This window comes from Curtobacterium sp. VKM Ac-1393 (assembly GCF_015350995.1).
Classification (GTDB): Bacteria; Actinomycetota; Actinomycetes; order Actinomycetales; family Microbacteriaceae; genus Curtobacterium.
The window spans coordinates 1-20,812 of record NZ_JADKRW010000012.1 but is presented as its reverse complement, the minus strand read 5'-3'; the positions used below and the strand labels follow the sequence as shown (position 1 = coordinate 20,812).

The 20,812-nt window shown below is 69.5% G+C and carries 22 protein-coding genes; 12 read left to right on the top strand and 10 right to left on the bottom strand.

The window, feature by feature from the left end; all coding sequences use genetic code 11:
• From ITJ59_RS18750 to ITJ59_RS18740, 3 genes are all read left to right on the top strand, one after another.
• Positions 1–299, top strand: a 299-nt coding sequence (locus tag ITJ59_RS18750) for a hypothetical protein (protein ID WP_228511980.1), incomplete at its 5' end; no start/stop codon positions are given.
• Positions 300–443: 144 nt separating this feature from the next.
• Positions 444–620: a hypothetical protein gene (locus ITJ59_RS18745; RefSeq protein WP_228511978.1), complete on the top strand. Its 177-nt coding sequence runs from the start codon at positions 444–446 to the stop codon at positions 618–620.
• 254 nt (positions 621–874) lie between these two features.
• Positions 875–1,105, top strand: a complete 231-nt coding sequence (locus tag ITJ59_RS18740; protein WP_194652813.1) for a hypothetical protein — start codon at positions 875–877, stop codon at positions 1,103–1,105.
• 140 nt (positions 1,106–1,245) lie between these two features.
• Here the strand turns inward: ITJ59_RS18740 and ITJ59_RS18735 are convergent, their stop codons facing one another.
• The 5 genes from ITJ59_RS18735 to ITJ59_RS18715 all read right to left on the bottom strand — a co-directional run bounded on the left by ITJ59_RS18735 (position 1,246) and on the right by ITJ59_RS18715 (position 6,626).
• Positions 1,246–3,051 (bottom strand): histidine-type phosphatase, encoded by a 1,806-nt coding sequence (locus ITJ59_RS18735; RefSeq protein ID WP_194652812.1) that lies wholly within the window; start codon positions 3,049–3,051, stop codon positions 1,246–1,248.
• A gap of 229 nt (positions 3,052–3,280) precedes the next feature.
• Positions 3,281–3,943 carry an ABC transporter ATP-binding protein gene (locus ITJ59_RS18730; RefSeq protein WP_194652811.1) on the bottom strand — a complete coding sequence of 221 codons (663 nt, stop codon included), beginning with the start codon at positions 3,941–3,943 and terminating at the stop codon, positions 3,281–3,283.
• Positions 3,940–5,232, bottom strand: coding sequence for a hypothetical protein (locus ITJ59_RS18725; protein ID WP_194652810.1), 1,293 nt, complete (start codon positions 5,230–5,232; stop codon positions 3,940–3,942). Before ITJ59_RS18725 ends, ITJ59_RS18730 begins: the two co-directional genes overlap by 4 nt.
• On the bottom strand, positions 5,220–6,125 hold the full coding sequence (locus ITJ59_RS18720; protein WP_194652809.1) for a hypothetical protein: 906 nt from the start codon (positions 6,123–6,125) through the stop codon (positions 5,220–5,222). The genes ITJ59_RS18725 and ITJ59_RS18720 overlap by 13 nt, the downstream gene beginning before the upstream one ends.
• Positions 6,126–6,182: 57 nt before the next feature.
• The gene (locus ITJ59_RS18715) at positions 6,183–6,626 is read right to left on the bottom strand and encodes a hypothetical protein (protein WP_228511976.1); all 444 of its coding nucleotides are present in this window, start codon (positions 6,624–6,626) and stop codon (positions 6,183–6,185) included.
• Between the two features lie 211 nt (positions 6,627–6,837).
• Here ITJ59_RS18715 and ITJ59_RS18710 point away from each other — a divergent pair, with 211 nt between their 5' ends.
• Positions 6,838–7,884, top strand: coding sequence for an alpha/beta hydrolase (locus tag ITJ59_RS18710; RefSeq protein WP_194652808.1), 1,047 nt, complete (start codon positions 6,838–6,840; stop codon positions 7,882–7,884).
• Positions 7,885–7,982: 98 nt separating this feature from the next.
• Here the strand turns inward: ITJ59_RS18710 and ITJ59_RS18705 are convergent, their stop codons facing one another.
• Positions 7,983–8,474 (bottom strand): hypothetical protein, encoded by a 492-nt coding sequence (locus tag ITJ59_RS18705; RefSeq protein ID WP_194652807.1) that lies wholly within the window; start codon positions 8,472–8,474, stop codon positions 7,983–7,985.
• A gap of 53 nt (positions 8,475–8,527) precedes the next feature.
• Between ITJ59_RS18705 and ITJ59_RS18700 the strand changes: the two genes are divergently transcribed.
• The 3 genes from ITJ59_RS18700 (at position 8,528) to ITJ59_RS18690 (ending at position 10,859) form a co-directional block, all read left to right on the top strand.
• A complete protein-coding gene (locus ITJ59_RS18700; RefSeq protein ID WP_194652806.1) occupies positions 8,528–8,674 on the top strand; it encodes a CorA family divalent cation transporter in 147 nt (48 codons plus the stop codon).
• A gap of 110 nt (positions 8,675–8,784) precedes the next feature.
• A complete protein-coding gene (locus ITJ59_RS18695; RefSeq protein WP_194652805.1) occupies positions 8,785–9,645 on the top strand; it encodes an HAD-IIB family hydrolase in 861 nt (286 codons plus the stop codon).
• Positions 9,645–10,859 (top strand): glycosyl transferase, encoded by a 1,215-nt coding sequence (locus ITJ59_RS18690; protein ID WP_194652804.1) that lies wholly within the window; start codon positions 9,645–9,647, stop codon positions 10,857–10,859. The genes ITJ59_RS18695 and ITJ59_RS18690 overlap by 1 nt, the downstream gene beginning before the upstream one ends.
• Positions 10,860–10,958: 99 nt before the next feature.
• Here the strand turns inward: ITJ59_RS18690 and ITJ59_RS18685 are convergent, their stop codons facing one another.
• Both ITJ59_RS18685 and ITJ59_RS18680 read right to left on the bottom strand, forming a co-directional pair.
• Positions 10,959–12,287, bottom strand: coding sequence for a fibronectin type III domain-containing protein (locus ITJ59_RS18685; RefSeq protein ID WP_194652803.1), 1,329 nt, complete (start codon positions 12,285–12,287; stop codon positions 10,959–10,961).
• 132 nt (positions 12,288–12,419) lie between these two features.
• Positions 12,420–13,448, bottom strand: coding sequence for an LLM class flavin-dependent oxidoreductase (locus tag ITJ59_RS18680; protein ID WP_194652802.1), 1,029 nt, complete (start codon positions 13,446–13,448; stop codon positions 12,420–12,422).
• Positions 13,449–13,505: 57 nt separating this feature from the next.
• Here ITJ59_RS18680 and ITJ59_RS18675 point away from each other — a divergent pair, with 57 nt between their 5' ends.
• On the top strand, positions 13,506–14,369 hold the full coding sequence (locus tag ITJ59_RS18675; RefSeq protein ID WP_194652801.1) for an SMP-30/gluconolactonase/LRE family protein: 864 nt from the start codon (positions 13,506–13,508) through the stop codon (positions 14,367–14,369).
• A gap of 82 nt (positions 14,370–14,451) precedes the next feature.
• On the opposite strand, the gene ITJ59_RS18670 is transcribed toward ITJ59_RS18675, so the two are convergent.
• Complete coding sequence (locus ITJ59_RS18670) at positions 14,452–14,718, bottom strand: hypothetical protein (protein ID WP_194652800.1); 267 nt, start codon at positions 14,716–14,718, stop codon at positions 14,452–14,454.
• Between the two features lie 128 nt (positions 14,719–14,846).
• Here ITJ59_RS18670 and ITJ59_RS18665 point away from each other — a divergent pair, with 128 nt between their 5' ends.
• A complete protein-coding gene (locus ITJ59_RS18665) occupies positions 14,847–15,278 on the top strand; it encodes a bleomycin resistance protein (RefSeq protein ID WP_228511972.1) in 432 nt (143 codons plus the stop codon).
• 194 nt (positions 15,279–15,472) lie between these two features.
• Here the strand turns inward: ITJ59_RS18665 and ITJ59_RS18660 are convergent, their stop codons facing one another.
• The gene (locus ITJ59_RS18660; protein ID WP_228511970.1) at positions 15,473–17,293 is read right to left on the bottom strand and encodes a BCCT family transporter; all 1,821 of its coding nucleotides are present in this window, start codon (positions 17,291–17,293) and stop codon (positions 15,473–15,475) included.
• A 202-nt stretch (positions 17,294–17,495) separates the two neighbouring features.
• Here ITJ59_RS18660 and ITJ59_RS18655 point away from each other — a divergent pair, with 202 nt between their 5' ends.
• From ITJ59_RS18655 to ITJ59_RS18645, 3 genes are all read left to right on the top strand, one after another.
• The gene (locus ITJ59_RS18655) at positions 17,496–18,605 is read left to right on the top strand and encodes a fatty acid desaturase family protein (protein ID WP_194652798.1); all 1,110 of its coding nucleotides are present in this window, start codon (positions 17,496–17,498) and stop codon (positions 18,603–18,605) included.
• 4 nt (positions 18,606–18,609) lie between these two features.
• A complete protein-coding gene (locus ITJ59_RS18650; protein ID WP_323749566.1) occupies positions 18,610–18,831 on the top strand; it encodes a cold-shock protein in 222 nt (73 codons plus the stop codon).
• Between the two features lie 303 nt (positions 18,832–19,134).
• Positions 19,135–20,181 carry a GrpB family protein gene (locus ITJ59_RS18645; RefSeq protein WP_194652797.1) on the top strand — a complete coding sequence of 349 codons (1,047 nt, stop codon included), beginning with the start codon at positions 19,135–19,137 and terminating at the stop codon, positions 20,179–20,181.
• Positions 20,182–20,812: the final 631 nt, after the last annotated feature.

Here is a 20,812-nt window from a genome sequence, read left to right as displayed (position 1 = left end):
CTCGCCTCGCGCTCCTGCTCGAGCTCCGGGCGGACGAGGAACTCCGCGCGCCGCTCACCGGGGCCGATCCGGTGCGCTCCCGGCTGCACGATGCAGCTCGATCACTCCTGGACGCGCTCCGAGTGGACGACCCTGACGGCGCGGCGGTCGATCTCGTCGGCCTCATCGACGCGATGTTGCTGTACCGCACGGCTGCGGTTGCACCGCTCGACCCAGTCGCCGTCTTGACCGCCTACATTGCGGGTCTTCCACGAAGGGCGGACAGGACGACGGTGCCCGCGTCTCCGGACGAGCCGTGAGCCTGCTCGACGGGTCGCACGACGCCGAGGACCTCACCGCGGCGGGTCGCAGCGAGACAGACCACTGCCCACCCGACGACGCTGTCCCTGGTGGCGACCAGCCATGGAGAGAGGGTACCGACGATGTCGCCGACGCTGTTCTCGGTGTCCCTCGAGACCACGGGTCCGAATGGTCCGGGAATCCTGCAACTCTTCGGGACCGACCTCACCATGGAGGGACTCGAACTCGAGCCCGATTCGCACGCGGCGAAACGGGAGATGTTCGCCGAGTTCTTCAGTCGTGGACGCCGCGCGATGGAGCGATCAGAAGGTGACCGGTGATCGCCACCGGTCGCGGGATCTGAAGGCCGAAACTGCGGACGGGAGGCCCGGTGCCAGCTGGCACCGTCCCTCCCGGCACGGCCGTCGCCCCGCTGGCGCGGTGCGCCGGTACCGGCGGGTGGGGCCCACCTCCCGGCACGGCCGTCACCCCGCTGGCGCGGTGCGCCGGTACCGCCGGTACCGCCGGGTGGGGCCCACCTCCAAGCTCGGACGCCCCCATGCCGCGCGCCGCTGACGGCGAGTTGACTGGGAGCATGTTGTTCTCTCGCGTTCCGCCTCGTGTGTTCGGCTTCGCGATCGGCGTCGGGGCACTGGTGGCGGGGCTCGTGATGGCGCTCCTCGGCGCAGGCGTCGACTACGTCGGACTCGTGGCCGGAGGGCTGGTCATCGCGGCGATGGGATTGCTGGCTGCGATCGTCGGCGCGATCGGCTTCGCACTCCACGGGTCCGCCCGGTCCGAGCGCGACGGAACGAGGCGAAGCTGAGTTCCTGACGGGCGCTTCCGGCGGACGATCTTCTGTCGAACGCCGCCCCAGAGTGGTTGGTCGGTCCGCTGATGACCTGCATCAGGCCGGTGCGAAGAGGTCGAACGGCAGCCTCGAGCAGCCGCCGCTCCGCATCGGTGTCACTCGATGTGACGACGCCGGCGACGCAGTGCCAGCGTCCCGGCGCCGGCCAGGAGGAGCAGTGCCGCGAGCAACGCCGGTCCAACGGGCGACTGCGCTCCGGTCGCGGCCAGCGTGCCCGTCGCCTGGGACGTCGGTGTGCCGGCGCCCTGGGTCGCTGGTGTCACAGTCGGGGTCGGCGTGGGCTCCGCAGTGGGCGTCGCGGTCGGTACCGGCGTGGCTGCGGCGATCAGCGGGCTCTCGGTCATCGCCGTGCCGGTGAGGCAGTGCTTGAGCTCGGTCTCCTTGACCCAGTTCGACCCAGTGGCGACTGCACGGCACCCGGAGGCGAACGCGATCTCCCGCTCGTTGTAGAGCATGCGCACGAGCGGCGTGTAGGCCGCTCCGGTGGCGGGGTCGATGCCCGCTCGCGACACGACGTCCCACTGCACGTTCGCAGCCATCGGCGTCACCGCAGAACCTCGCCACGGGTTGTTGGCGTAGTCGTAGACGTCGGCATCCGATGTCGGAGCTGCGTCGTCGGGCGCGGTAACGGTCGATCCTGGCAGACGCAACAGCGCAGCGAACGGGATGATCGTCTCGGCGTGTGCGAAGCGGAAGGTCCCGACCACGTCGCCGCCGGCGAGGCGGGCGTCGATCGTGGCGAAGAAGTCGTCGAGCAGGGGCTGGGCGACCGAGTAGGTCTCGTCATGCCCGGCGAGGCTCGGGCCCTTCTCGTAGAAGTCCTCGGCGTCGAGCAAGTACGCGAACCACTCGGCATCCGCCGGCCGGCCAGCGAAGTACTGCGCGAAGTCGAACGCGTGCGGCGCGACGTTCTCCTCGTGCATGTCGGCAGCGATGATGTACAGGTTGTAGAGCGCCATCGCCGCATCGACGGTGCTCTTGATCGACTTCTTCGGATCGCCGCAGGCATCGGGATCGGCCTTCGTGTCGGCGCCGGGCGCGCACGCCACCGCGCCGCCCTTGGAGCCGTCGGCGGTGTTGTACCAGGTGTGTGCCTTGTCCGTGCCGATCGCGGCGATGAACTCGGGCGTGAAGATGCCGGAGAGCAGGTCCTTCGCCGCCTCGACCGATCGCGGCTTCGCCTGGATGTACTGCACGGCCGCCGCGATCGTGCCGCCGTCACCGGTCTGTTGGGCGATGTAGTCCTCGTACGCCTGTGCGCGCTGGCGCTCGGGCGACCCCTCGGCCTTGTCGGTGCCGTCCGGGTTCTCGACCTCGTGGAAGTAGAGCAGGTCGGGGCGCGGTTCGAGCGTGACGCCCGCAGCCCCGAAGCCCCGCAAGAAGTTCTCGCCCGACTCCGTGGCGCGAGACTCACCCGATGTCTCGGCGACGACGCGCCCGCCCGTCTTCGCCGCAGCTGCGAACAGCTGCTTGTTGCGCTGCGCAGCTCGCGCTCCGATGCCCTGGTGCTGGGCGGCGCCCTGACCGGTGAGCATGCCGTAGCCGTTCGCGACGTTCGCCGCGGTGATGGCGTCCAGGTTCGCGGAGAACTCCGTCCCGATCTCAGGCGTCAGGAACCCGTTCTCGGCCTGCGCGGTCTTAGCGAGACGGTGGAGCAGCGCGTCGTACTTGTACGCGGAAAGCCCCCGAGATCCGTGTCGGGCGACCGACTCCGTAGCGACGGGTGCGTAGCCCGTCGGCGCCGGCGAGTAGGCGTCGATGTCCGACTGGCTGGGGGCGATGTAGGGCTGCTTGCTGCTGTAGAAGCTGGCGGCGTCGTCGGCGGCGTGCGCCGGTACCGCGAGCATCAGCGAGGCGAGGGTAGCGACGGCGACGCAGGACAGTGCAGTGCGGGTGTTCATGGGCTCTCCGGTATCGGGACCCTCGGGCGGCGGTCCGACAAGCAGAGTTAGCGGCAGCGGGTGAACAGCGCTTGACCTGGGGGTGACCGGACGGTGCTCAGGCGTATCCGGAAGAGCTCGTTGACGTTCTGCGCTCGCTGCGTGGGGGACTCGGGAGCGGACCCAATCGAGCGAACACAACGCTGCCCCTCGCGATGACTGCGCCGGTGATGGTTTGCTCCTGCTTCGATCAGACACCGCACTCGATGAGCTGCTCGTGGTGCAGGTGGAGTCGACGTTCGCATCGCTGCGCAACGCGCGCACTGTGGGTGACGATCACGAACTTGGTTCCCACTTGTTGCAGCCGGTCGAAGAGGCCGAGTACTTCGTCTTCGGTCTTCTCGTCCAGTGCGCCGGTGGGTTCATCGGCGAGGACGACGGCAGGGCGCTTCGCGATGGCTCGAGCGATCGCGACGCGCTGCGCTTCTCCTCCCGAAAGTCGTCGTGGGCGCTTGCCTGCAAGGTGACTGATGCCGACAGCCTCCAAGGCGTCATGCGCGCGGTCTGCCGAGTCAGCACGAGCAGGAACTCCGAGCTGCACGTTGTCGAGCACGCTGCGGTCGCCGAGCAGGCTGTGGTCCTGGGTGACGATGCCGATGTGTCGGAGCCGGTGGGCCGCCATCCTGCGTGCCGTGCGCTCGAGCACGTGCCCGTCGTGCTCGTACGTTCCACCGAAGTCGGTGTCGAGGCCGGCGAGCATCCGCAGCAACGTGCTCTTACCGGATCCGCTTCGCCCAGTGATGGCTACTGAGCGATCGTCTTCGCGGAGGTCGAAGTGCAGTCGGTCGAACAGTGTTCGGGTCGATCCGTCGGGCTCGGTGATCGTCTTCGAGACGTCGCGCAGCACGATCATCGTGGGGTACCCCTTCGGTGTTGGGTGGTCAGTTCGATGCGGACGGCCCGTCGGCCGAGTGCGCCGTCCACCACGCACCAGAGGAGCAGGGCGGTACCGGCGGCGAATCGTGCCATCGCACTGTCATTGGGGAGCACTGCGCTGGTTGCGAGGAAGAGTCCGAACGCGGCGGTGTACTCGGTGAGGCGACTTGCGCGGAACAACCGGTTGGTGCGGTTCGGGCTCTTCCCGAGGAGATGGTGCACGTGCGCCACTGGCGCTCGACGGCGATGCAGGAGCCGGTTGAGGAACGCCGTGATGATGGCCACGCCCGCTGTGAGCACGACGAGCAGCGCGGTGACGAGCACCAGGTTGTCGTGGATGAGCTGGCGGACGAGGGAGAGCTGTACGAGGTAGGCCGGTACTCCGAGCAACGTGTACGACCGGAAGCCGGTGTCGTCTCCGATGTCGTCGAGTCGCGCGACGACGCCACCGAAATCGAGGCTGCGATCGACGGCGAGGTCGGCGTTCAGCACCTGGAACACCAGGCGCCCGAACAGCTCAAGGTCCAGCCGGTCGAGTGCTGCTCGGTCCAGTCCGGCGAGGTTCGGTGGGTAGGGCACGATGACGGTGTCATCGAGGTAGTGGTTGGCCTCACCTCGGAAGTACATGGCGCTGTCCGGTTCGAGGAAACCGACGACTTCGAGCTCCTGCTCCTGCAGGATGACCGCTCCGGTGAGTCGCTGTCCGAGCTCGTACACGCCGCGGTACTCGTCACCGAGCAGCACCGGGATCCGGCCGGAACCCCAGTCGACGGTATCCCACTCGATCGGCTCCCCGTCCTGCACCGAGAGCCCCGCGAACTCGAATGCGGTCTCGTTGAGCTGGATGGACTTGATGTCCTGGACGATCCGTCTGGACTCGTCCTGGTACTTCCCGTTGAGCGTGTACTCCGTGCCGTAGCCGACGTCGAAGCGATCGTCGCCGCGGAAGTCCTGGACAGTGACGGGTTGGTCGTACGACGAGATGAACCTGAATCGGGGCTCGTCATCGATGCGGTCGACGAACGAGGCGACAGCGTCGAGTGCGCGCTCGTCCCGCCGAACCGCTTCGAAAGCCTCCGGGTCGAGATCGTCGATCACCGTGTAGAGGTCGGCGTCGGCATCAGCGGACAGGCCCTGGGCCACGGCTTGCGACGTGGACTGGGTGAACGACGCCACGTTGTACCAGCAGAGTGCGAGCAGCACGATCAGGACGATCTTGGCGACGATGAGCGTCCAGTTGGACCGGAGGTCGTTCAGCAGTTCCATCGCCGGCTTCCCTGCCAGAAGGAAACGACCGAGACGGCGAGCGTGACCGTTCCGACCGCGACGACGGCGACGGCGACGTCGAGGTCGAGGAAGGTCGTGTGCCGCGCAGCTGCCGCGCCGACGAATGCGGTTCCACAGGCGACGGCGCTGACAATGCTGACTCTGGTGGTCGCGCTGCACAGGGTGGTCAGCGGTCGAACCCCCGTGGTGAAGCGGACGGCGGCGGTACGGAGCTCCCATCGTCCAGCCTGCAAGCCAGCGACCACGGCGATGAGCGTGACGACGAGCGCGCCGAGCGTGACCAGGACCGGCGACACGGCGTCGACGTTCGTCCTGCGGTTCGTGCCGTCGTCGATGATCTCGACGCTTCGGCCAGGGAACTGTGCGGTGTAGTGGCGGACACTGCTCGGGCCGTCCAGGAGCAGCCGCTGTGGTGACGCCGAGAACTGCGACGGATCGGCGACGACCACGTCATCGGACAGCAGGCTGTCCGCCCTGACGCCGAGACGTCCCACCACGTTGTACGGCTTGCCATCGACGGCGATGTCGCCGCCGCGGACGACAACGTCAGCGCCGGCGAGGGCTTCGCCGGGGCGCCCGGTCAGTGCGTGCCCGTCGTGCAGTGGAACATCTGTCCACTGTCCCGACAGGACCGCAACGGCGCGGACCTCACCGTCGAGGCCCACGAACACCTTCGTTCCCGGTTCGAACGCGCTCCTGGCACGCGTGAGTTCGTCGAGTGTCGCGGTCACCCACGCGCTCTGCCCCGTGCGGAGGTCATTGCCTTCCGCGGCGATGACACTTCGGCGAGCGTCGAACACCCCGATCAAGACCGTCAACAGCATGGCCAGCAGGAGCAGGCCCGCGATCGCCGTGATCTGTTGCTTCGTCACGTCTTCTCCTCACGCAGCAGCGGGTGCAAGCCGGCGGCTCGCACCCGCTGCAATGTGTCACCTGCCGTAGTAGGTCTTCGCACTACCGACACCGTTGCCGGGCTGGTTCGGCCGGTACGGCTTCCAGACGGTCACTGCTTCAGTGCCGGACTTGCCCCACTTCCGGCCAGAGTCAGCGATGATCCTGCTGCCGTGCTCGAGCCGCGCGCGCGTGTAGTGCTGCACGCCTGCCCAGGTGGTCCACCCGTGCGAGCGCTTGTGCGTCGTCCCGTTGATCGTCTTCCGTTCCGATGCACCACGGTGGTTCACCGCGAACACCGACATCTCGGTTTCTGCGCCATTGACGGTCTCGGCGTTCTCCGACCATCCGCCGACGACTCCCTGGCCTCCAGCATCGCCCTGCGCATGTGCAGGGATCGCGCCGAGGAACACCGTCCCGCCCACAGCTACTGCTGCGAAGCCGGCGGTGATCCGCCGAGCCTGCTGACCGATCTTGCTCATTGCCCGCTCCTCTCTTTTGGAACTGACGTTTAACAGTTCAGTGGTTAACGTGTCAGATCCAAAACGCCTTGTACAGCCCCGCGCGCGACCCGCAGCGTCGTCGCTTGCCCTACTGTCGGCGGCAGAGGGAAAAAGCCCGCGCTGCTCCGGCAGTCGGGACCGCACACGCGTCTCACGGGAGTCGCCACTTCTTCTTCGAAGGAGTGCCCCCGTGTCCGACACCATCGCCCGTTCACCGTTCGACCCCGAACTCGCCACCTTCCTGGCGACGCTCGAGGCCCGCGGACCGTTCACCCTCACCGCGGAGATGCTGCCCCGCATGCGGCAGCTCGATGTGCCCGAGGACGTCCTCGACGAACGCCTGCGATCCCGCGGGTACCAGCGGCGGAACGTCACCGTCCCGGGACACCTCGGTGACCCGATCGACCTCGCGATCATCGAGCGCGTCGAGCGCATCGAGCGCACCGGTGCGACCGGAGCGACCGCGGCCGTCTACTCGATCCACGGCGGGGGCATGGTGTTCGGCCACCACCTCGGGAACCTCGACGGGTTCGACGACTGGCTGCTCGACCACGACGTGGTCCTCGTCAGCGTCGACTACCGCCTGGCACCCGAGTACCCCGATCCGTACCCGGTGGAGGACTGCTACGCCGGGCTCGTCTGGGTCGCAGCGCACGCCGCCGAGCTCGGCATCGACCCGGCACGGCTCGTCATCGCCGGGCAGAGCGCCGGCGGCGGCCTCGCGGCGGGGACAGCGCTCCTCGCACGCGACCGGAACGGCCCCGACCTGATGGCGCAGATCCTGGTGTCCCCGATGCTCGACGACCGCGACGACACCGTCTCGACCATGCAGATCGACGGTGTCGGCGTAGCGGACCGCCAGATGACCCGCTTCGGCTGGCAGGCGTACCTCGGGTCCCGCCGGGCGACGTCCGATGTGTCCGCCTCCGCTGCGCCGGCTCGCGCCACGGACCTGTCCGGGCTCCCGCGGACCTACATCGACTGCGGCAGTGCCGAGGTGTTCCGCGACGAGGACGTCGCCTTCGCCAGCCGCCTCTGGGCAGCGGGGGTCGACGCGGAGCTCCACGTCTGGCCCGGTGCGTTCCACGGGTTCACGAGCATGGTGCCCGACGCCGCGATCTCGAGGACCGCGACCGCGGCCCTCGCAGACTGGACCCGACGACTGCTCGGTGATCCGTCGCCGGTACGCGGCGCAACCGCGCCCCGAGGCGAATCCGAGGAGGACGTGTCGCAGTAGACGTCCCCACGAGCGGGACGGGAGGCCCGGTGCCAGCTGGCACCGGGCCTCCCGTCCCAGCGGTGTCACCGCGCGTTCAGCGGATCACGACGCCCGCCTCACTCGGAGCTGCGCAGGTCTTGCACGTCGCCGTCGGAGCACTTCGAGACCCCGGTGATGCTGTACCGCTGCGGGTACGCGTTGAAGCCGATCGAGGTGACGGGCCCGTCCGCGCCCCGGATGCCGGTGAGCGGGTCCGAACCGCCGCTCTCGAACTGCTCTGTCGTGATCCCCTTCGACTTCCAGAGCTCCTCGACCGTCCGGATGTCGGCAGCGGGGTCGGTGCCGTCGGTGCCGCTCCGCTCCAGGACGTACACGAAACGGGCGCCGTCTCCACCGCCCGACTGGGTGCAGACCTCGGCGGCGGGGCCGCGGTACACCGTCCAGTGACCGCCGACGGCGTCGGCCGACGCCTGCACGATGCCGACGACGGACTTGCTCGCGTTCGCCGGATCACCACCGTCGCTGCAGCCGGCCAAGCCGCACGCCGCCGCCAGCATGAGGGCGACGCCGACACCGACGCGGGTGATGCGATGCAGCGGCGCGTTCACGAGATCGGTGACTCGTCGTGGATGTTCCTCACGGTGATCCCCCTGGTGCTCTCATGCCGACGCCCCCTCGACCGTACGGCATGAACTTCGAGCACCGGCCCGAGCTGCGGTGGGTGTGGGGGTACCCGGCGGCGATCATCGCGATGGCGCTGTCGGCGGTCGTGCTGTGGGCGGTGTCCAAGCGGAAGCACTGGCTCTGAGAGCGGGTGACTCCCTGTACTTCGGTGCGTTCACCAACCGGACTCCGACGCATGGCAGGGTGGTCCGGGGCACCGTCGCCCGCAGCCCAGCCAGCCGCGAGCGGAGCACGATGCCACCACAGGACCTGCTGGTCGTCACGGACCTCGACGGGACGTTCCTCGACCACCACGACTACTCGTTCGACGCTGCCCTGCCGATGCTCGAGCGGCTGCGCGCCGATGGCGTGCCGGTGGTGTTCTGCAGCAGCAAGACCCGGGCCGAGATCACCACCCTGCAGCGGCGGACCGGGCTGGACGGGCAGGCGTTCGTCGCGGAGAACGGCGCGATCGTCGTCGGACCGGACGGCAAGGAGATCGCCGGACGGTCGGACGGCGCCGGCCCTGGCCCCGGTCCAGGCCCCGCGGACGCCGCTCTCGACCGTCTCCGCGCGAACCTCGACCGCATCCGAGCGGACCTGGACCTGCACTTCGCGACCTTCAGCGGCGTGACCGACGAGGTCGTCGCCGCCTGGACCGGCCTCGACCTCGAGTCGGCCGAAGCTGCACGCCGACGCGAAGGCTCCGAGGTGCTGCTCTGGCACGCCGAAGGCGACGACCGCGCCGACGACGACCGCGCGGACGCGTTCCGCGCGGCGCTCGCCGCAGCAGACCTCGACCTCGTGCGCGGCGGCCGCTTCTGGCATGTGTTGCCCGCCGGCCGCGACAAGGGCACCGCCGTCCGGATGCTCGTCGCCGACCACGAACGCCGAACCGGCACCGTCCCGCGCACCATCGGGCTCGGCGACGGCCCGAACGACACCGCATTGCTCGACGCCGTCGACCTGGCGGTCGTCGTCCGCGGCCACGGCCCGGCACCCGGTCCGCTCGCCGACGACCGACCCGAGCGCGTGTACCGCACGACGCACCCCGGCCCGCGGGGATGGAGCGAAGGCCTCGGACACCACCTCGAACAGCACCGCAGGAGCCACTGATGAGCGACTTCCACCAGAACGGCGTCATCACGACGTTCCACGACCTCGGCCGCCGCAGCACCGCGAGCATCGAGGACGACCTGCGCGGGTTCGCCGAGAAGCGCCCGATGAGCCTGATCTTGCCGGCGCTGTACTCGGAGCTCGAGCGTCCGGCGCTGTCGCGGATCGTCGACGAGCTGGCCGAGGCCGACTGGCTCAGCGAGATCGTGATCGGGCTCGACCGGGCCGACCGCTCGCAGTTCGAGCACGCGCGGGAGTTCTTCGCACGGCTGCCGCAGCGGCACCGGATCCTGTGGAACGACGGGCCACGCCTGCGGGAACTCGACGCCGACCTGGAGCGGGAGGGGCTGGCTCCCGGCGAGCCCGGCAAGGGCCGGAACGTCTGGTACTGCACGGGCTACGCGCTCGCGTCGGAGCGGGCCGAGTGCATCGCGCTGCACGACTGCGACATCACCACGTACGAGCGGGGCATGCTCGCGCGGCTCTTCTACCCGGTCGCGAACCCGGCGTTCGACTACGAGTTCTCGAAGGGCTACTACGCCCGCGTCGCCGACGGCCGGATCAACGGTCGCGTCGGACGCCTGCTCGTCGGCCCGTTGCTCCGGTCGCTCCGCCAGGTCTACGGCGAGTCGGAGTATCTGGAGTACCTCAGCAGCTTCCGGTACCCGCTGTCCGGCGAGTTCGCGATGCGCGCGCACGTGCTGAACGGCCTGAAGATCCCGGGGGACTGGGGCCTCGAGATCGGCATGCTGTCCGAGGTGTACCGCGACTACGCGACCCGGCAGGTCTGCCAGGTGGAGATCGCCGACGCGTACGACCACAAGCACCAGCCCCTCGCCGAGGCCGACGGCACCGGCGGACTCGCGCGGATGGGGAACGACATCGTGCAGTCGCTGCTGCGGAAGCTCGCGACGATGGGCGTGCCGCTCACCTCGGACTCGTTCCGGGTGCTCAAGGCGACGTACTACCGGAACGCGCTCGACATCGTCGAGGTCTACCGGCACGAAGCGGAGATGAGCGGCCTGAGCTTCGACCAGCACGCCGAAGAAGCTGCCGTCGAGCTCTTCACGAAAGCGATCCTCGACGCGGGCAGCGCCTTCAGCGCGCGCCCGGACGACAAGCCGTTCATCCCGAGCTGGAGCCGGGTCCGCTCGGCGGTGCCGGACGTGCTCGACCGGTTGCGGGATGCGGTGGAGGCGGACCAGCAGGACTGATCACGCGCCCTGGGCGCGACCCGGTGACGGACGGGAGGAACGGTGCCAGCTGGCACCCGAGCCTCCCGTCCGCCTGTGCCCTGTCCAGGGCCCCGATCGCTAGATCACGAGCAGTCGCGTGTACTGCGCGGCGGCCACCTGCTGTGCCGCGCCGCCTGCGGCGGGCACACGCCACAGCCCTGCCGACGGCGCCCGGTTGATGTCGATGAACACGTCACCGGCCTCGGTCGACGCGCCGACGTTCGATCCGCGTGAACCGGCCGTGATCCCCGTCACGGGCAGGGTCTGCTGGGATCCGTCAGCACCGGCGACGAGCTCCCGGGCGAGCGAGCGGTCGATTGAGCAGTTCCCGCTCCGCTCGTCGGCTTCGCTGCACCAGGCCGCGGACTGCAGCAGTCGCAGTGACGTCGAGTTGGTCGCGCCGTACTCGAACGCGTCGTCCGTGGAGAACCTCGTGGCGGCGCTCGCACCCGCCTTGACCTGCAGCCAGGGGAACCGGCCGCCCGGGCCGTCCTGGGTCACGCTGAGGTACAGGTTGCCGGTGTCATCCGACTGGAGTGCCCCGATGAACGGGTACACGCCCTGGTACGTGACGGTTCGAACGGTGGTCACGCCTGCCGCGGTCCGCTGTTCGACGCGTGCTCCGAACGGGCTGTTGTTGTACGCCGTGACGATCCCGTTCCGCGACACGGCAAAGGCGTGCTTGCTGTACTGGACGGTGCCGAACTCCGCGACGACACGGGGAGCCGTGCCGTCGATGGGGAGCATCGTGACGGACCCGGACACCGAGTCGGCCCAGTAGAGGTTGCCGGCGACGTCGGAGCGCAGGTCGGCGGTCAGGTGCAGACCCGTCGCGACCGTCCGCGCGGCGCCACCGCTTGCCGGGTACATGACGATGGACGTGCGGTCGGCGGACGGCACGAAGACGTCCCCGCGGTCGTCGGCGGTGTAGCCGGCGCCGTTCGGGGCGACCGTGGTGCTGGGTGCCGTTCCCTCGGTGGCGAAGCGGACGACGCTGCCCTGCGCGTCGAGTGCGAAGAGCGACTGGGGTGTGGGTGCGGCCGCCTTCGCCGTGAACTGCACGGTGGCCGCAGGCCCGGTCCGCTTGGCGGCGACCGCACGGACGGCGAACGTGTACGTGGTGCCGATGCGCAGTGCGCCGAAGTGGTCCCACCGGGCCGTGGCGGGCAGTCGATCGACGCCCTTGTTCGGCTGGCTGTCGGCCGGGGTCACCGTGACGGTGTAGCCCGTGACGCGGGGGCCGGTGCGGGGTGCGCCCCAGGTGACGTCCGCGTCACCTCCGCTCCCGGTGACCTTGACGGAGGCCGGCGCGCTGGGCGTCGACGGTGTCGGAGCGGCATGCGCCGGCAGCGCACCCCCGACGACGAGTGCAGCCGCGGCTGCGATGGTGAGCATGCTCTTGAACACGGAGTTCCCCTCGACGTGCTGCGGCATCGGTGCCGCGGCTGCGCACAGCGAAGCAGGGTCGGTCCCGCACCGGAACAGGCCCCGGGAAACGTGCGCGAACGATGCGGGCAGCCGCACCGGGCCGACTCGGTGTCAGGCCTGCTTCGGCGACCAGCCGAGTTCCGGGCCGAGTCGTTCGGCGATGTCCGTGATGATCTGCGCGTAGTCGTCCGGCTCGAACGAGAACGGCAGCGCGAATGCGACCTCGGTGACCGCCTGGTAGCCGACGTCGGCGCGCAGCCGGTCCGCGATCTCGGCCGAGGTGCCCACGAGGTCGGCGGCGAAGAGCATCCCAGCGGGCCCCATCGGCACGCCGACCCGGCCCGACCGGCTGTCGACGTAGGCGCGGTACCGGGCCTCCTGCTCCCCGGTCGCCGTGTCGGTCGGGATGACGACCAGGCCCTGCGAGACGCGGGCGGCGGCGGGGCCGGGGTGGACGTCGAGGTAGGCGTCGATCTGCGCGCGCTGGTTCGTGGCGAAGTCCGTGCCGTTCTCGCTCCGGGTGACGCTCGACGTGAGCAGGTGGAACCCGTTCTCACCGGCCCAGACCGCCGACTTCGTGCTGCCGGTGCCGTACCAGATGCGTTCGGCCAGGCCGGCGCTGTGGGGTTGAACGGTGCTCGCGAACTCCTCGATGCCGCGACGTTCGACGGTCTCGGTCGCGGCCACCGGGCCGCCGCGGACCAGGTCGCGGAAGCGCAGGAGCCGGTCGTTGCCGAGGTCCTCGTGCTCCAGGGTGTCGGGGTAGATCGCGTCGCGGTACAGGTCGAAGTGCATCGGGGCGCCGATCGAGAAGCCGGGGTTCAGACGGCCGCCGAGGAGCACGTCGACGGTGCCGAGGTCTTCGGCCAAGCGGAACGGGTTCTCCGCGCCGATCGGTGTGACGGCGGTGCCGAGGTCGATGCGCGAGGTGCGTTGCGAGGCGGCGGCCAGCACCGCGACGGGGGAGGAGATGCCGTGCTGCAGGTGCCGGTGGCGCAGCCACGCGCTGTCGAAGCCGAGCGCTTCCGCACGCTCGATCACCCGGAGGGTGTCCTCGTGGCCCTGCGACGGCCGGGCGGGGTCGAACGACCCGATCGTCAGGAAGCCGAGCCGTTGCAGGGGAGTTCCGTCGAGGGGCATGCACCGATCGTGCCAGACCATCGGGTGGCGCGGGGGTCCGGCTGGCAGGGTGGATCGGTGCACATCACCCTGGACTCCGCGACCGACGTCGTCACCGACATCCGCTTCCCCGAGGGCAACCGCTGGCACGACGGGCGGCTCTGGTACTCGGACATGCACACCGGCCAGGTGTTCTCGCTCGACCCGGCCTCGACCGCGGCTCCGCGCATGGAGGCCACGGTCGACGGGCAGTCGTCCGGGCTCGGGTGGCTGGCCGACGGGCGGCTCATCGTCAGCTCGATGGAGTCGCGCACGGTCGTCGCCGTCGACGACGTGGGCGACACATCCGTGTTCGCCGATCTGTCCGGGGTGGAGTCGTCGCTCGTGAACGACCTGGTGGTCGACGCGGCGACCGGCCGGACCTACATCGGGGCCTTCGGCTACGACCTGTACGGCGGCGAGGAACTGCGCCCCGGCCCGCTGTACGTGATCGAGCAGGACGGCTCGTTCCGTCTGGCTGCCGAGGGCCTGGTGTTCCCGAACAGCGCGAACGTCCTGCCCGGCACCCGCACCCTCGTGGTGAGCGAGACGTGGGGCGGCCGGCTCACCGCGTTCGACATCGAGCCCGACGGGTCGCTGACCGGCCGACGCGAGTGGGCGGCGCTGCCCGGTGGCGTCACGCCGGACGGCAGCACGGTCGACCGCGACGGCGCCGTCTGGGTCTGCTCCGTCGACACGGGGGAGTTCCTCCGGGTCCTCGAGGGCGGCGAGGTCACGGACCGGATCGATGCTCCGGGGCTGTGTGCGATCGACTGCGCGCTCGGCGGCGAGGACGGCCGCACGCTCTACCTGGCGACGGCGGACAGCTACGACCCGGCGACCACGGCGCAGACGCGTGCGGGGCGGATCAGCGCGGTGCGGGTGGCCGTGCCGGGGTGGTGAGCCCGCCCGAGGTTCCAAAATTTCGGCATCTCACGCGCCGCGGAGCCTGCCCGTGGAACCTCGGCGAGGTGCACGCGGCATGTCATGGAACCTCGGGGAGGTGCCCCGGGCGTGGCTGGCGCGATCGTGCGGCGCGGCCGGCCGACCACCTCGTCACGAGGGCTGCGATGCCCATCGCGATGCCGATGACGCCGGAGCCGAGGCACAGGGGCATCAGGAGCCCGAGGCCGATGTTCGCGCCACCGCCCTCCGGCCCGTAGTTCGCGTCGAACATCAACGCGCCGACGCCGAGGAACCCGACGGTCAGCAGCAGCGTGCTGATCAGGTGGAACGTGCGTGCCGTGGTCATGGCCGAGCCTCTCGTCGATGTGGTCGACGAATCCTCGCACGCCGCCACATCGACGTATTCCTGTTCCGGCATCTGCGCACGAGGCGGGCAGCGCGGCGGTGCGGCGCTGTGGTGCGACGATGGTGCTCGTGACCGAGACCCTCGAGCCCGCACTCGTCCCCGAGCTCCTCGTCGCCGACCTCGACCGGAGCATCGCATTCTGGTGCAGCCAGTGCGGCTTCCAGGTCAGGTACGCGCGGCCGGAGGAGCGCTTCGCGTACGTCGTCCTCGGTACGGCGCATCTGATGCTCGAGCAGGCAGGGGTCGGCCGGAACTGGATCACCGGTCCGCTCGAACCCCCGCTCGGCCGCGGCGTGAACTTCCAGATCACCGTGCCGGACAGCCGATCGCTGGCCGCTGCCCTGCTCCGTGCCGGTACGGAGCTCTTCATGCAGCCCGAGACGAAGTGGTACGACATCGGGGCCGAGCAGGCCGGCGTCGACCAGTTCCTCGTGCAGGATCCCGACGGGTACCTGGTGCGATTCCAGTCCTCGGCGGGACGACGCCCAGCGGCTGACTGACGCCTCGTGCAATCGGCCGTGCCTTCCTCCATCCAGATCGAGAGTCCTCGAAGCGACGGCGGGTGCGACGTACTGGACGCAACCGCTGACGGACGGGCGCGGACCGCTCAGCGGTGACGCGCCAGCGGCACGTGGGCCGCGCCGACCGAGCTTGCGAGGGAGGTGTGGCGACGCCGCCACGAGCCTCCAGGCCGTCACCCGTCCGTCGGGCGCGGCGCGCTCTCCGGAGCCGGCGCGTCATCCAGGCTCGCGTCGACCGCCGGGTCGGGCGAGACCGCCTGCGTGCGGACCGGGAAGTCGTCGACGGCCGTCGCTGCGGGGTGCGGCGGCTGCCCGCCGCGTACCCGCTTCTTGACGGCTGCCCACGGCCGACCGAACGCCGAGCGCGGCGCACGCTCCGACGGCTCGTCGACCTCGAGCCCGTAGTGGGCGCCGACATGTTCCAGCAGCACCTCGCGCTCCGCCTTGTCGTAGGCCCGACGTTCGCGGGTGAAGGCGATGATCGTCGACCAACAGGTGAGCAGCAGCACGACGCTGAAGGGCAAGGCGGTCGTGATCGCCGCCGTCTTCAGGGCATCCAGTCCGCCGCTCAGCAGCAGTGCGACGGCGAGCAGGGCGGAGACGAACGCGAAGAACACCCGCAGCCAGTTCTTCGGCTCGATGTCGCCGCCGGACGCGATCATCGCCATCACCAGGGCGCCGGAGTCCGACGAGGTCACGAAGAAGACCCCGATGAGCAGGATCGCGCCGAACACCAGCACGGTGCCGGCGGGCAGGTCACCGAGCAGGGTGAAGAGCGAGCCCTCGACGTCGACCGACCCGTCCGCGGCGATCAGGCCACCGGAGCCGTCGGTCTCGCGGTGGATCGCGGCGCCACCGAGGACCGCGAACCACAGGAACGTGAGCACGGTCGGCACGAGCAGGACGCCGAAGACGAACTGCCGGACGGTGCGACCCTTCGAGATCCGGGCGATGAAGACGCCGACGAAGGGGGCCCACGACATCCACCAACCCCAGTAGAAGGTGGTCCAGGCGCCCTGCCAGGCCTCACCCTCGGCACCCTGCTGGGCGGTGACGTTGAACGACAGCCCGACGACGTTCTGCAGGTACGAACCGATCGACTGCACGAAGTCGCGGAGCAGGAACTGGGTCGGGCCGACGATGAGCACGAACAGCAGCAGCGCGGCCGCGAGCAGCAGGTTGAAGTTCGACAGGATCTTCATGCCCTTCGCCACCCCGGTGACGAGCGAGACGATGGTGACCGCCGTGATCGCGGCGATGATGACGATCTGGCTGACGATCCCGCTGTCGGCGATGCCCGCCTTCTCGAGGCCGGCGCCGATCTGGATCACGCCGAGGCCGAGCGAGGTCGCGACGCCGAAGACCGTGCCGACGAGGGCGAGCACGTCGATGAGGTTGCCCCATCCGCCACGCACGCGGTTGCCGAGCAGCGGCTCGAGCGCCCAGCGGATCGACACCGGGCGGCCGCGACGGTGGATGGCGTAGGCGAGCGCGAGGCCGAGCACGACGTAGATCGCCCACGCGTGCAGGCCCCAGTGCAGGAACGTCTGGGTGAGGGCCTGCTGCGCGAGCTCGCTCTCGGTGCCGGTCACGCCGGGGCGCGGCGAGGCGAAGTGGCTGAGGGGTTCCGAGACGCCGTAGAAGACGAGGCCGATGCCCATACCGGCGGCGAAGAGCAGTGAGAACCACGAACCGGTCGAGAACTCGGGCTCGTCGGTGTCCTTGCCGAGCTTGATGTCCCCGAACCTGCTGAACCCGACGAACACCGAGAAGCCGACGAAGAACGCCGCGATGAGGACGTAGTACCAGCTGAAGTTGCGGACGATGCCGTCCTGCAGGCCGAGGAACATCGCTTCGGCGCTCGACGGTGAGACGAGGGTGAACGCCACGAAGCCGAGCACGAGGACGGCGGCTGGCCAGAACACCCAGCGGCGGACCTCCGAGGTCGTGGTCGCGGGACCGGGCGGGGGAGCGGTGGGGGTGGTGCTTGCCATGCGTTCCATGGTGCCTGGGAGCGGTCCTGAGTGTTCGATCAGGCGTGTCGGCGCCCGACCCACCCGCATCCGACCACCGGAGTGGGGCAGGCGGATTGTCAGGTGGAATCGCACCTTCAGGCCCTAGGGTCGCACCAAGCGCAATCGCGTGAACTATCTCGAACCGGTCGAAGGACCGGTCCGCACCGGAAGGTCGGTCAACTTGACCACGACTCCGCTCGCTCCGGGCTACACCCGCACTCGTCCAGGAACAGGAAGCCCCAAGGGCACCTCGACCTACTCCGCACTGCTCGCGCAGGTCAAGGAGAACGGACTCCTCCGACGCCGTACCGGGTTCTACTGGTCGCTGTTCGGCACACTCATCGTCACCTTCGCACTCGCGTGGGTCGCGTTCGCCTTCCTCGGTGACTCCTGGTTCCAGTTGATCGTCGCGGGTGCGCTCGGTGTGATCTTCACGCAGTTCGCGTTCCTCTCGCACGAGGCTGCGCACCGTCAGGTGTTCGCGTCGCAGAAGTGGAACGACCACGCCGGCCGCTGGCTCGGCACGTTCCTGGTGGGCCTGAGCTACTCGTGGTGGATGAACAAGCACACCCGTCACCACGGCAACCCGAACACCGTCGGCAAGGACCCCGACATCGCCCCCGACGGCATCCGGTTCCTGCCGGAGGACGCCGCCGCGGTCAAGGGCCCGCTGATGACGACGTTCATGCGGTTCCAGGGGTGGCTGTTCTTCCCGCTGCTGACGCTCGAGGGCCTGAACCTGCACCGGTACGCGGTGCAGAGCATCGTCACGGGCAACGGCACCAAGGCCGACGTGAAGCACCGCTGGCTCGAGGCCGCGCTGCTCGTCGCCCGGTTCGGGATCTACCTGACGGTCGTGTTCTGGTTCCTGCCGTTCGGCATGGCGTGTGCGTTCCTCGGTGTGCAGCTGGCCGTGTTCGGGGTGATGATGGGTGCTTCGTTCGCGCCGAACCACAAGGGCATGCCGACGATCGCGCACGATGCGAAGGTCGACTTCTTCTCGCGCCAGGTCCGCACGTCGCGCAACATCCGCGGCGGCTGGTGGGTGTCGTTCCTGATGGGGGGCCTGAACTACCAGGTCGAGCACCACCTGTTCCCGTCGATGCCGCGTCCGGCGTTGAAGCAGGCCCGCCTGCTCGTCCGTGACCACTGCGATGCCCTCGAGGTGCCCTACACCGAGACCACGCTGCTGCGGTCCTACGGCATCGTCGTCCGGTACCTCAACCGCGTCGGACTCGCCGCCCGCGACCCCTTCGCCTGCCCGATGGTCGCGCAACTGCGCATCCACTGACGCCGTGCTGTCGACCATGCCGACCGGCACCGTGAAGTGGTTCGACCACGACAAGGGGTACGGCTTCATCCACCCCGACGACGGGTCAGACGACCTGTTCGCCCACTTCTCCAGCATCGTCGCGACGATCGGTCACCGGCCGCTCGCGCAAGACGACCACGTGCAGTACGACGTGGGGCCCGGCAAGAAAGGCCCGCAGGCGGACAACATCTCGGTCATCCGCTGACGCGGACGAACGGACGGGAGGCACGGTGCCAGCTGGCACCGTGCCTCCCGTCGTTCTGTCCCACCGCAGCCGCGCTGGTAGGCCTCACCTCGCGGTCACCGACGCTGGGAGGACCGTCCCTGGCATTGCGCGTCGCGTCCGACTACGCGGACGGCCGTGCGGCCGTCGACGAGGACCACCACCCCGACTGGCGCGGTCTGGTCGCCGTCATCGCAGCGAGCCCCGAGGTGTCTGGGGGCTCGGCCATCACGAGTCGTGCAGTGGCACGACACGGGTCGCGACGGTCGACGTACGCTGGCGGTCGTGGACGAGTGGTGGGACGTGGTCGATGCGGGTGGCGGAGCGACCGGCACGACGTTCCGGCGAGGCGACAGCGGATGGCCCGTCGGGTCCTTCCACCTCGTGGTCACGGTCTGCGTCCACCGCGCCGACGGGACCGTCCTCGTCACACAACGAGCTCCGACGAAGGAGTTCGCGTACGGCTGGGAGTTCCCCGGAGGGAGCGCGCTCGCCGGTGAGTCGGGGAGAGCGGCAGCCTGCCGTGAACTGCGCGAGGAGACCGCCCTCGAGGTCGCGCCCGACGCGCTGCAGTGGGTCGGTCGCTTCACCGAGGACTCTGCGCTGGTGGACCTCTTCGTCGTCCGGGAACCTGCCGGCTCGACTGTGCGGCCAGATCCGGCCGAGGTGATGGCCTGGAATTGGCTCGCTGTGTCCGAAGTGGTGGAACTTCGTCAGAGCGGCGTGATGGCGGCTCCCTGGGGGCCGCGCTTGGATGCGCTCTGGCCAGCGGCGGTGGCGTCGATCCTGTCCGCGGCGGAGCCGTCCGCCGTGCGGTTGGAAGCACACCGAGACTCCTGGGCGGACGACTTCTCGTGTGAGGCGTCACGGCTCGTCACCGTGCTCGGAGACCGCGTCCTCGCGGTCGAACACATCGGCAGCACAGCCATCCCGGGCCTCGAAGCGAAGCCGGTCATCGACATCGCGGTCCGCGCCGCGGCCGACACGGATCCGATGGCGCTCGGCCCGTTGCTCGCGCCGACGGGCTACACGCAGCACCGAGCCGGTCCGAAGAACCACGGGGTGTACACCCGCGAGCGGGACGGGGCGAGAACCCACATCCTGCACGTCTTCGCCTCGGACCAGTGGGACGAGTGCAACCAACGGCTCGTGCGGGACAAGCTGCTCAGCGACCCCACCGCCGTCGCGCGGTACCGGGAGGTCAAGACCCGAGCAGCTCGATCGTCGGACGGTCGTGCGTACACGGCGGCGAAGAGCCAGGTGGTGCAACAGGTCCTCGACGAGGAACGTGCCGCCCGAGGCCTCGAGTCCGTGTCGGCGTGGGACAAGTAGGCGCTCGGACCCCCGAGCATCGCGCGCTCAGGCCGTAGGGTGGCGCTCGTGACGGCCACTGGGGGACGGAAGCGATCAGTCGTACGGACCGTCGCGGTCGCGGCGACGTTGATCGTCGTGCTCGTCGGCACTCGCCTCGTGTTCTTGTCGGCCTTCGCGACCGAGGGAGATGTGCCTCCCACGGCCTCGGTCTCCCTGCCTGCGGGCAGTGAGGTGGTCGCGGAAGAGAAGGAGTGCGCTTCTGGTGGCTGCTGGGTCGTTCTCTCGGTCCGACCGCCCGACGGGATGAGCCCGCACGACCTCGCGACGAGTCTGGGGACGACCCCGCAAGCTCGGCAGCGTGGGACGCTGTGGGACCCGCGCACCGTCAACCTGAGTTCGGAGGTCGACGGTGAGTTCCTGGCCGTCAGAGCCGACTACTGGACGCGTCAGGCGAACCCGTGACGGTAACCCCGAGCGGCCAGCGTGCGGTGTCGCACTGCCTGGCGTCATCGCTCACCTCGCGCGGGCACGCTGACCCGGTACCTGCACGCACGAGCAACGCCCCGTCGCGAGCGACGGGGCGTTGGCCGTTCCGGTCTGCCATGCACAGCCGGAGTACGTGGGGTTACTTGATCTGTGCGGTGATGGT